Genomic DNA, 11,138 nt, shown 5'->3' on the forward strand with positions numbered 1-11,138 from the left:
ATCGCCAATCGCCAATCGAAGAAGCGGGTTGACGGACGTTGCGGGTTGCGGCTTTTAACTATTCCCGATTTACGATTCCCGGCAAGCTTCAGCTGGCGGCCAGCGTGCGCTTCGCTGCTTCGACTACGCGCTCCGTGCTCGGCAGATACTTCATTTCGAGGCGGAACAGCGGGATATGCGTGTCGTAACCGGTGATGCGTTCGACCGGCGCGAGCAGGTCGTACAGGCATTCCTCGGCAATGCGGGCGGCGATCTCGGCACCGAAGCCGGCGGTTTTGGGTGCTTCGTGCACGATCACGCAGCGGCCGGTTTTCTGCACCGATTCGGCAATTGTGTCGAAGTCCAGCGGGGCGAGTGTGGCCACGTCGATCACTTCGGCGCTGATGCCTTCTTCGGCAAGCGCGTCGGCGGCCTCCAGCGCTTCTTTGACTTGTGCGCCCCAGGTAACGATGGTGACGTCGGTGCCGTCGCGCAGCACGAAGCACACATCCAGCGGCAATGCCTCGCCGTCATCGGGCACTTCTTCCTTGTACTGGCGATAGATGCGCTTGGGCTCGAAGAACATCACCGGGTCCGGATCGCGGATCGCGGCGAGCAGCAGACCGTAGGCGCGTGCAGGCGACGAGGGCATCACCACGCGCAGACCGGGGATGTTGGTGAACAAGTGTTCGTTCGCTTCGGAGTGATGTTCCGGTGCGCGAATACCGCCGCCCCATGGTGCACGCCATACCGCCGGGACGGTGAGGCGGCCGCGCGTGCGATTGCGCATGCGCGCGGCGTGGCAGGCGATCTGTTCCATCATCGGGTAGATGAAGCCTTCGAACTGCGCTTCAGCCACCGGTTTCATGCCTGCGGTGGCAAGACCGATGGTGACGCCGGCGATGGTGGTTTCGTCCAGCGGGGTGTCGAGCACGCGCAGTTCGCCGAATTTTTCCTGCAGTCCCTGGGTAGCGCGGAACACGCCGCCGTTGACGCCCACGTCTTCACCCAGCACCACGACGCTCTCGTCGTGGGCCATTTCATACGCAAGTGCCTGGGTGACGGCTTCGATAAGAGTGATTTGTGCCATGGCTCTTACGCCTTTTTTTCGAGCGAGATTGCAAGATCGCGTTGCTTGGCGAGATCAGCTGGAACTTCGGCGAAGTGGTAGTCGAACATCGCTGTGACCGGCTGGGTCTTGGTCTGCAGGTAAGCGTTGACCTCGTTGTCCATCCACTCGTCGCACTCGGTCTTCCAGGCTTCTTCTTTCTGATCGTCCCAGACACCCTTGGCAACCAGCCAGTTGCGCAGGCGCTTCATCGGTTCCTTGGCCCAGGCGTCCTTCACTTCCTGCTCGCCGCGATAACGACGGGCATCGTCGGCGGTGGTGTGGTCGCTCAGACGATACGTGACCAACTCCAGCACGCTGCCGCCCTGGCCGTTGCGAGCGCGTTCCAGTGCGTCTTCCATCGCCTTGCGCACGGCAATGATGTCGTTGCCGTCCACCTGGATGGAGAACAGGCCGGCGGCGATGCCTTTTTGTGCCAGCGTCGGCGCGCCGGACTGAATCTTGCGGGGCACCGAGATCGCCCACTGGTTGTTGACGATCACTGTCACCATCGGCAGGTTCTGCGCGCCGGCGATGTTGATGGCGCCGTAGAAGTCGCCTTTGGAAGAGCCGCCGTCGCCGATCGTGCACACGGCCACGCGCTTCTCGCCGCGAATCTTGAACGCCAGCGCGGTGCCGGCGGCATGCAGGCATTGGGTGGCAATTGGCACCGACCAGGCGAAGTCGTGGCGGGCGGGCTCGTTCTGGTAATCGTTGCCGCGTTCGTCGCCGCCCCAGTACATGTACACCTCGCGCGGCTGCACGCCACGGTACAACTGCGCGCCGTATTCGCGATAGCTCACCGCCAATACGTCTTCTGGCTTCATGGCGCTGCCGATACCGACATGCGCGGCTTCGTGCCCCAGGCAGCTTGCATACGTGCCGAGCTTGCCGGTACGTTGCAGAGCTACCGACTTCGCGTCGAATACGCGAGTCGACATCATCAACTTGTACAGTTCGACCATGTGGTCGAGATTCGTGACGAACTTAGGCAGGTCGTCACGGACTTGTTTGCCTTCGACGTCGAGGTATTGCAGATATTCGATTTCAAACTTGGCGGCGATGGACACGACTCGCTCCCGGGGTGGGTAAGGAAAAGATCTCTGCAGGGGAGGCGAGGCCCATCCAGTGGGGCCTGACGCACAGGGAAATCCCAAAAACTGTATTTGATAGCAGGTCGCCATGTTGCGCCGCAAGGCACGCCGCAGCATGCGAGCCCGTACGTGAAATGCCTCTGCACCGGGTAACATGCGCACTTTTGCAGGTTTGCGGGCACCATGACGGATAACCAGCGTGATCTCGAAGCGGGCATCCAGCTCGACCTGAATGGCCGGATGACCTACGGCGGTTACCTGCGGCTGGATCAGCTCCTGACCGCCCAGCAACCGCTCAGTGAGCCCCCGCATCACGACGAGCTGCTGTTCATCGTGCAGCATCAGGTGGCCGAACTGTGGATGAAGCTGATCATCCACGAGTTGAAGCTGGCGATCGCGCGTCTGCGTGTTGATGATCTGGATGCGTGCCTGAAAATTCTTGCGCGCGTGAAGCAGGTGCAACGACAACTGTTCGAGCAATGGGCGGTGCTGGAGACGCTGACGCCGTCGGAATACCTGGAATTTCGCGGCGTGCTGGGTGCGTCGTCGGGCTTCCAGTCGCTGCAATACCGCATGATCGAATTCATGTTGGGCAACAAGAATGCGCAGATGCTCAAGGTATTCGATTACGACCCGGCGGCACAGACGCAGTTGCGGGAAGTACTGGAGGCGCCCGGGCTTTACGACGAATTCCTGCGTTACCTGGCGCGTCGTGACCACGCGGTGCCAGCTGCGCGCGTAGAGCGCGACTGGAGCGAGCCGTATCAGCGCCATGACGATCTATTGCCGGTGTTCAAGCGCATTTACGAAGAGCGTGCAAGATTCTGGTCGGAGTACCACATGTGCGAACAGTTGGTGGACGTGGAAGAAAGTTTCCAACTTTGGCGTTTCCGTCATATGAAAACGGTGGAACGGATCATCGGACACCGTCGTGGTACGGGTGGTTCCTCGGGCGTGGCGTTTTTGAAGAAGGCGTTGGAGTTGGAGTTTTTTCCGGAGTTGCTGGACGTGCGCACGGTGTTAGGCGCGTAGGGGTGCAAACCCCAACATTGCCATGCGTACATGCATCCCGATGTTGGGGTTTGCACCCCAACCTACGCGTTCTCACCTGCGGCGAGTGATGGCGAGACAAGCTTAAGTTAGTGCCATTGGCTTTAACCGATGGTCCCTTCAGGGACATCGACCAACCCTCTCCTCACTCCTCGGAGCCAAGTACGTCCGTTCGCCTGCCCGAAGAGAGGCAGACAGCCAAAGCTGTCACACTACGCCCCGTTTCGGCCCAGGATCCCGTCCCGCCCATGAAGTCCCCCAGCATGCTCCGCGGGCTGCTTTCGTTCAGCAGCATGACCATGGTTTCACGCGTGCTTGGCTTGCTGCGGGATATCTCGATCAGCCATGTCTTTGGCGCCAACGTGGCCACCGACGCTTTCTGGGTGGCTTTTCGCATTCCCAGTTTCATGCGCCGCATGTTTGCCGAGGGTTCGTTTTCCAGCGCTTTCGTTCCTGTCTTTACCGAGGTGAAAGAGAAGGGCACACATGCGCAATTGAAGATATTGATGTCGCGGGTATCCGGGACACTTGGTGGCGTGCTGCTGATCGTGACGGCGCTATGCATGCTGTTTGCGCCGCAGGTGGCAACGGTATTTGCGCCCGGCTCGGTGGACGATACGCACAAGTTCACCTTGATAGTGGAACTGCTGCGGCTGACCTTTCCATTTTTGCTGTTTGTATCGCTGACCGCACTTTCCGGTGGTGCACTCAACAGCTTCCATCGTTTCGGGCTGCCGGCGTTGACGCCGGTCATCCTCAATTTATGCATGATCGCCGGGGCCTGGTGGTTGTCGCGGCATTTGCAGACGCCGATTCTTGCGCTGGGCTGGGCGGTGTTCGCAGCGGGCATTCTGCAAGTGCTGTTTCAACTGCCGGCGTTGCGCCAACTCGACTTGCTGACCTTGCCGAGCTGGGGCTGGAACCATCCGGATGTGCGCCGGATCATGCGGCAGATGGTGCCAACCTTGTTCGGTTCCTCGGTATCGCAGATCAACCTGCTGTTCGATACGGTGATTGCATCGCTGCTGATTTCCGGCTCGCAGACCTGGCTCTCGCAGGCGGACCGTTTTCTGGAATTGCCGCTGGGTGTATTCGGCGTGGCGTTGGGCACCGTGATCCTGCCTTCACTGTCACGCCATCACGTGGCCACTGATCATGAAGGTTTTTCCAAAGCGCTGGATTGGGGTCTGCGCACTACCTTGCTGATTGCCATACCAGCCATGTTCGGCTTGCTGCTGCTGGCCGAGCCGCTGGTGGCCACGTTGTTCCAGAACGGCCAGTTCCGGTCGTTCGATACCCGCATGGCCACGCTGTCAGTGACGGCTTTGAGCTTCGGTGTGCCCGCTTATGCATTGGTGAAAGTTTTGCTGCCGGCGTTCTATGCGCGCAAGGACACGCGCACCCCCGTGCGTGCCGGCGTGGCTGCATTGATCACCAACATGGTGCTCAATGGCTTCTTTCTGCTGGCGCTGTATGCGATGTGGGCGCCAACTACGCTGAAGTCCGGCCCATTGCTGGACGGTCTTTCCAAAGTACCTGGTTTGCATCTTGCCCTGGGCATGGCCAGTGCGGCGGCCAGCTATATCAATCTGCTGTTGCTGTGGCGTTGGTTGCGCAAGGCGGACATCTACCAGCGCCAGGCAGGATGGAGCCGTCATCTGGTTCGATTGGCCGTGGCTGGTGGAGCGATGGTCGTCGTGCTGCTGCTGGGGCGCTGGTACTGGCCTGATTGGACACAGATGCAGGTGCTCGGCCGCGTGTGGCGTCTGGCTTTGCTGGTGTGCATGGGTGGTGCCACTTATGTCTGCGTACTTTTCGCGACAGGTTTTCGTCTGCGTGAATTGCACCACGACTGATCGTAAACAGGTCTTACCGCATCCTCTATACTGCGCGGATGATGAAACTGTCCCGGGATGTTGCGGGGCCGTGCTTGGCCCCCGGCGGCAGTGTGGTTGCGGTCGGTGCCTTTGACGGTCTGCATCGTGGTCACCAAGCCTTGTTGAATGAAGTGCGCGAACGGGCGCAGGCCCTTGATCGCACGCCTGTCGTGGTGAGTTTCGAGCCGTTGCCGCGCGCCTACTTTTCGAAGGAGCCGGTACCGCGCCTGTCCAGCGTGCGCGAGAAGCTGCTTGGCTTCGCCGCCGCCGGTATGGAGCACACCTTGCTGATGCGCTTCAACCAGGCGCTGACCGCCATGTCCGCCGAAGATTTCGTGCAGCGCGTGCTGATCGAGCGGCTCAACGTGCGTGAAGTGTGGGTCGGGGCCGATTTTCGTTTCGGTCACAAACGCGCAGGCGATGTCGCCATGCTGGAACGGATTGGCGCAGAGCGTGGCTTCGTTGCCCACACCATGCCTGCGGTGCTGCTGGATGGCGAACGTGTGTCGGCCAGTCGAGTGCGTGCCTTGCTGGCTGCTGGCAACTTCGGCGCAGTGACGCCCTTGCTGGGCCGACCCTTCGTGATCGAGGGCAAGGTGGAATACGGCAACCAACTGGGGCGCATCCTCGGATTTCCGACCGCGAACATCCACCTGCGTGAGCGGGTGACCCCGGTTCACGGTATTTTCGCCGTGCGGGTGGGCTTGGGCGAGAGCGCTTGCAGTTGGCCCGGCGTGGCTAGTCTGGGCATACGGCCCACTATCAATGAAGTGGCCGAGCCCTTGCTGGAAGTGCATCTGTTCGATTTCGAAGGTGATCTCTACGGCCAGCGCATGGCGGTGGAATTCGTGGCCAAGCTCCGTGATGAGATGAAATTTGACGGGCTGGACGCATTGAAGGAGCAAATGCGGCATGATGCGCGTTCCGCGCGGGAGATCCTGGGAATGAACCCCGTATTGATCGACGTGAACCAGGCAATATCATGAGCTCCGGCACGCCAAGCCTGCGCACCCGGTCCGCCGCAGCGGCTGCCACGATCATGATTATTTGACGAGCCCCACCGAAGCGCGTGCGGCAAGCACCGAGGCTTCGGTCCCCTCCAGGCATCGAAGCGGAACCACCGTAAACACGGCACCCGAGCGATGACCCAGGACTACAAGAGCACTATCAACCTTCCTCAGACCATCTTCCCGATGCGCGGCGACCTGCCCAAGCGCGAGCCGGGCTGGCTGGCCGAATGGGAAAAAGTTGGGCGTTATCAGCAGATCCAGGCCAAGGTCGCCGGACGGCCGATGTTCGTACTGCATGACGGCCCGCCGTATGCGAACGGTGCGATCCATCTTGGCCACGCGATCAACAAAATCCTCAAGGACGTGGTGGTGAAGTCCAAGCTGCTGGCAGGCTTTCATGCGCCCTACGTGCCGGGCTGGGATTGCCACGGCATGCCGATCGAAATCCAGATCGAAAAGCAGTTTGGCAAAAACCTGCCGACCAGCGAGGTGATGAGCAAGGCGCGCGCCTATGCCAGCGAACAGATCGCCAAGCAGAAAGGCGATTTCAAGCGCCTGGGCGTGCTGGGCGAATGGGATCGTCCTTACCTCACCATGGCGCCGCAGAACGAAGCCGGCGAAATCCGCGCGCTGGCCGAATTGCTGCGCAAGGGTTACATCTATCGCGGCTTGAAGCCGGTCAACTGGTGCTTCGACTGCGGCTCTGCGCTGGCCGAAGCGGAAGTGGAATACGAGGACAAGACCGATATCGCCATCGACGTCGGTTTTGCTTTCGACGACCCGGCTGCGGTGGCCAAAGCCTTTGGTTTGCAGCAACTGCCAAAACCCAACGGCCAGATCGTGATCTGGACTACCACGCCCTGGACCATCCCTGCCAACCAGGCGCTCAACCTACATCCGGAATTCAGCTACAGCCTCGTCGATACGCCAAAGGGTTTGCTGATACTCGCCACCGAGCGCGTCGAGGAATGCCTCAAGACCTACGGCCTGGAAGGGCATGTGGTGGCCTCGGTGGAAGGTCATGAGCTGGGTGATCTGAAATTCCGTCACCCGCTGTATGCGGCCGATCCTGGTTATGCGCGTCTTGCGCCGATCTACTTCGGCGACTACGTCACACTGGATACCGGTACCGGCATCGTGCATTCCGCTCCTGCATACGGCGTGGAAGATTTCCACTCGTGCAAGGCGTACGGCATGAAGGATGCCGACATCCTCAACCCGGTGATGGGCAACGGCGTCTACGCTTCCTGGCTGCCGCTGTTCGGCGGCATGTTCCTGTGGAAGGCCAATCCCAAGATCGTCGAAGCCTTGGATCAAGCCGGCTCGCTGCTGCACCAACACAAGCATCCGCACAGCTACATGCATTGCTGGCGCCACAAGTCGCCGATCATCTATCGCGCTACCTCGCAGTGGTTTGCAGGCATGGATATCACGCCGAAAGATGGCGGCAAAACCTTGCGTGAGGCTGCGCTGGAAGGCGTGGAAGCCACGCAGTTCTTCCCCGCCTGGGGCAAGCAGCGCCTGCACAACATGATTGTCGATCGCCCGGACTGGACGCTGTCGCGCCAACGCCAGTGGGGCGTGCCGATGGCGTTCTTCGTCCATCGCGAAACCGGCGAACTGCATCCGCGCACGCCGGAGCTGTTGGAAGAAGTGGCTAAGCGTGTCGAGCAGCATGGTATCGAAGCGTGGCAAAGCCTTGATCCCGCCGAACTCCTCGGTGTGGATGCCGAGCACTACGAAAAAAATCGCGACACGCTGGACGTGTGGTTCGATTCCGGCACCACGCACTGGCATGTGCTGCGGGGCTCGCACGCCGATGTGCTGCGTTTCCCTGCCGATCTTTACCTGGAGGGCTCGGACCAGCATCGTGGCTGGTTCCATTCTTCGCTGCTCACGGCCGCTATGCTCGACGCCCAGCCGCCTTATAAGCAGTTGCTCACGCACGGCTTCACCGTGGATGCGCAGGGCCGCAAGATGTCTAAGTCGCTCGGCAACGGCATCGAGCCGCAGGACATCATGAATCGCTTGGGCGCGGACATCCTGCGCCTGTGGGTAGCCTCCACCGATTACCGCTACGAGATGTCCTTGTCGGAGGAAATCTTGAAGCGCGTGTCGGATATGTATCGCCGCATCCGCAACACCGCGCGCTTCCTGCTCGGTAATCTGGATGGCTTCGATCCGGGCAAGCACCTGGTGCCGGTGGAACAAAGCCTGCTGCTCGATCAATGGGCGGTAGGCCAGGCTTATGAATTGCAGCAGGCGGTGGTAGCGGCCTACGATCGCTATGATTTCCCGGAGATCGTTCAGCGCGTGCAGAACTTCTGCACTAACGAAATGGGCGCGTTGTATCTGGATATCACCAAGGATCGCCTGTACACCATGCCGACCGAAAGCCTCGGCCGGCGCAGCGCGCAGAGTGCGATGTACCGCATTCTGGAAGCACTGGTGCGTTGGCTGGCGCCGATACTGTCGTTCACCGCGGAAGAGATCTGGCAGCACATGCCGGGCGAGCGAGGTGAGAGCGTGTTGTTCGAAACCTGGTACGACGGGCTGATGAACATGCAGGGTTCCGCCGAGCAGCGCCGTTATTGGACGGATCTGTTGGCCATTCGCGATACGGCTTCGCGGGTGCTGGAAGACATGCGCAAGGCCGAGAAAATCGGCGCTGCACTGGAAGCCACGCTGGTGTTGCATGCCGATCCGGCGACCGCGGCACGTTATGCCGAAACAGCGGACGAGTTGCGCTTCTTCTTCATCACTTCCGAGGCGAGCTTCGCGCCGTTACAACCGCATCCGGCCGATGCGGCTGCGTTGCAGCTTGAAGGTGGTGGCGAAGTGTATGTATCTGCCAGCGTGAGCGACGCGACCAAGTGCATTCGCTGCTGGCATCGTTGCGACGATGTGGGCAGCAACCCGACGCATCCGGAACTTTGCGCACGTTGCGTAAGCAATGTGGAAGGGCCAGGCGAAGATCGCCAGTGGTCGTAGGTTGGGGTACAAACCCCAACATCTGGATATCCACGCATGGCAATGTTGGGGTTTGCACCCCAACCTACGTTCTATACCGATCTCTTGAGGACACTGATGCATTCCAAACCCAACGCCCTCCCTTGGTTGTTGCTCTCCGTGCTGTGGATTGCACTCGACCAGCTCACCAAATGGTGGGCACTCACCACCTTGCAACCGGCAGGCATGCCACACCCTGTCATCCCGGGCTTCCTCAACTGGACGTTGGCCTTCAATGCCGGCGCCGCTTTCAGCTTCCTCGCCCAAAGCGGCGGCTGGCAGCGCTGGTTCTTCGTGCTGTTGGCGGTGGTGATCAGCGGTGCACTGGTCGTGTGGCTGGCGCGTACCGCCCGTCATGAATGGCGCACCGCTTTGCCGCTGGCCTTAGTGATCGGCGGCGCGTTGGGCAATCTGATCGACCGCTTGCATGCCTCGCAGGTCACCGACTTCATCCAGGTCTACTACCGCGGCTGGTATTACCCCACCTTCAACATCGCCGATAGCGGTATCTGCGTGGGGGCTGTGCTGTTGATCCTGTTCGGCCTGCGTCCGCAGCATCCCTGAAGCGAGTACGTTTTGTTGCAAAATGAAAGGGCTTGCGTCGCAGCCGGGGGTGCAGCCTTCGCGTTTGAACGCTGTGGGTCACAATGAGACGCAGGTGGGCAACCCGCATATCGCCCCGCATATCGCCCCTCGCGCGATAGGAGCATGCGATCGGAAAACAGCCCGGTGGCGACTGAATAAGGCTACATGTCGAAAAAAAACGGGTATTCGAATTTTCAGGCACTTGTAGCGACAATCTCATCCAGTCCGGAATGTCCAAACACCTAAAAATGTGAACTTCATCACATTGGTGTAATTTTTGCCTCACCTATGGCAAAGGCAAGGATAGGGCCAACTTTGGAGATGGGTCGTGCCATCGCACACCCTAAAGGGGATTCTTTGAGCCATTTTATGCCTGGTTAATACAGGGGGGGGCATATGCGCATTGTCATCGCCGATAGTTGTCCGATCACACGGCTTGGTCTTCGCGCACTATTGCGTGAACAGCCAGGTGGCCATGAAGTTGTCGCCGATGTTGCGTCTGGCCACCAATTGCTCGATACGTTGGCTGCACATCCATGTGACCTATGCATCACTGATTTTTTTATGCCCGTCGTGAAAGATGAACTAGAGGTTGGCGGATTGTCTCTGCTCAGGGCCATGCTCAAGTGCGTCCCTTTGTTACCCATCGTGGTGTGGAGTGGCGTGAAAAACACGGCCGTTATGCGTAGCATGCTCAGCGAAGGTATGCGTGCCTTGGTCGACAAGGATTCTCATCCAGCCGATATAACGCGGGCTATTCAAGCCATTAAAGTGGGTCGGTGCTTTGTGAGCGAGAGCCTTCGCGAATATCTGTCGACGGTCGATCATCCGGTAACGAGGATGCCCGTTACGCCTGGTCCAGCGTTTATCTTGTCGCCTTGTGAGGCGGAGATTCTGCGCTGTCTCGCGGACGGATGGATCATTTCAACCATTGCTCGGCATTCCGGTCGAAGTATTAAAACGATCAGCCAGCATAAGCACAATGCCATGCGCAAGCTTGGCCTCACCAGCGACTATGCTTTATTTGAGTACATGCTTGCCGGAGGGCTGGCACTAGCAAGCTAACGTCAACGTTGTCTGCTTGCCGCATGACCGCGTTCACACTTGCTTAGGTATCACCCATCACTCGCTCCCCCTTGCCTTGCGGGCAAGCAAATCCGGCGCGAGCCAGGCAGAGATCATAAACGGGCTCTTAGCTTGCCTAAGCGGGTTTCTCTGCGCGCGATGCACGCACCCGGCACCATGAAGAAGACTGCGCTTATTTAACGATATTTAAATATTTGAGCCGGGTTGGTCGCTATCAACCCGGCTCGTATGTTTTCCTAGCATATAGATCATCACATAGGCGAGATATTCATCACATTTTTTTGTGAGCCTAGGACTTTTCTGATTCAAATGTCCAAATGAAGTGAGCAAGCTGTCGTCA

At 59.3% G+C, this 11,138-nt stretch carries 8 protein-coding genes; 6 read left to right on the forward strand and 2 right to left on the reverse strand.

Features of this window, described 5'->3' with window-relative positions:
* Window positions 1-88: 88 nt before the first annotated feature.
* Together EO087_RS02000 and pdhA are read right to left on the reverse strand one after the other, a co-directional pair.
* Window positions 89-1,069: an alpha-ketoacid dehydrogenase subunit beta gene (locus EO087_RS02000; protein ID WP_128897413.1), complete on the reverse strand. Its 981-nt coding sequence runs from the start codon at window positions 1,067-1,069 to the stop codon at window positions 89-91.
* Between the two features lie 5 nt (window positions 1,070-1,074).
* The gene (gene pdhA, locus EO087_RS02005) at window positions 1,075-2,157 is read right to left on the reverse strand and encodes a pyruvate dehydrogenase (acetyl-transferring) E1 component subunit alpha (RefSeq protein ID WP_128897414.1); all 1,083 of its coding nucleotides are present in this window, start codon (window positions 2,155-2,157) and stop codon (window positions 1,075-1,077) included.
* Between the two features lie 207 nt (window positions 2,158-2,364).
* On the opposite strand from pdhA, the gene EO087_RS02010 reads away from it, so the two are divergent.
* The 6 genes from EO087_RS02010 (at window position 2,365) to EO087_RS02035 (ending at window position 10,777) form a co-directional block, all read left to right on the forward strand.
* The gene (locus EO087_RS02010; RefSeq protein ID WP_128897415.1) at window positions 2,365-3,213 is read left to right on the forward strand and encodes a tryptophan 2,3-dioxygenase family protein; all 849 of its coding nucleotides are present in this window, start codon (window positions 2,365-2,367) and stop codon (window positions 3,211-3,213) included.
* A 266-nt stretch (window positions 3,214-3,479) separates the two neighbouring features.
* Window positions 3,480-5,087: a murein biosynthesis integral membrane protein MurJ gene (gene murJ, locus EO087_RS02015; RefSeq protein WP_128897416.1), complete on the forward strand. Its 1,608-nt coding sequence runs from the start codon at window positions 3,480-3,482 to the stop codon at window positions 5,085-5,087.
* A 38-nt stretch (window positions 5,088-5,125) separates the two neighbouring features.
* Entirely contained in the window at window positions 5,126-6,094 is a 969-nt protein-coding gene (locus tag EO087_RS02020) for a bifunctional riboflavin kinase/FAD synthetase (RefSeq protein ID WP_128897417.1), read from the forward strand.
* 156 nt (window positions 6,095-6,250) lie between these two features.
* Window positions 6,251-9,109, forward strand: coding sequence for an isoleucine--tRNA ligase (ileS, locus tag EO087_RS02025; RefSeq protein ID WP_128897418.1), 2,859 nt, complete (start codon window positions 6,251-6,253; stop codon window positions 9,107-9,109).
* A 96-nt stretch (window positions 9,110-9,205) separates the two neighbouring features.
* Complete coding sequence (lspA, locus tag EO087_RS02030; RefSeq protein ID WP_128897419.1) at window positions 9,206-9,691, forward strand: signal peptidase II; 486 nt, start codon at window positions 9,206-9,208, stop codon at window positions 9,689-9,691.
* Between the two features lie 417 nt (window positions 9,692-10,108).
* On the forward strand, window positions 10,109-10,777 hold the full coding sequence (locus EO087_RS02035) for a response regulator transcription factor (protein WP_128897420.1): 669 nt from the start codon (window positions 10,109-10,111) through the stop codon (window positions 10,775-10,777).
* Window positions 10,778-11,138 lie beyond the last annotated feature (361 nt).

The organism is Dyella sp. M7H15-1 (genome assembly GCF_004114615.1).
In the GTDB taxonomy this organism is placed as follows: domain Bacteria; phylum Pseudomonadota; class Gammaproteobacteria; order Xanthomonadales; family Rhodanobacteraceae; genus Dyella_B.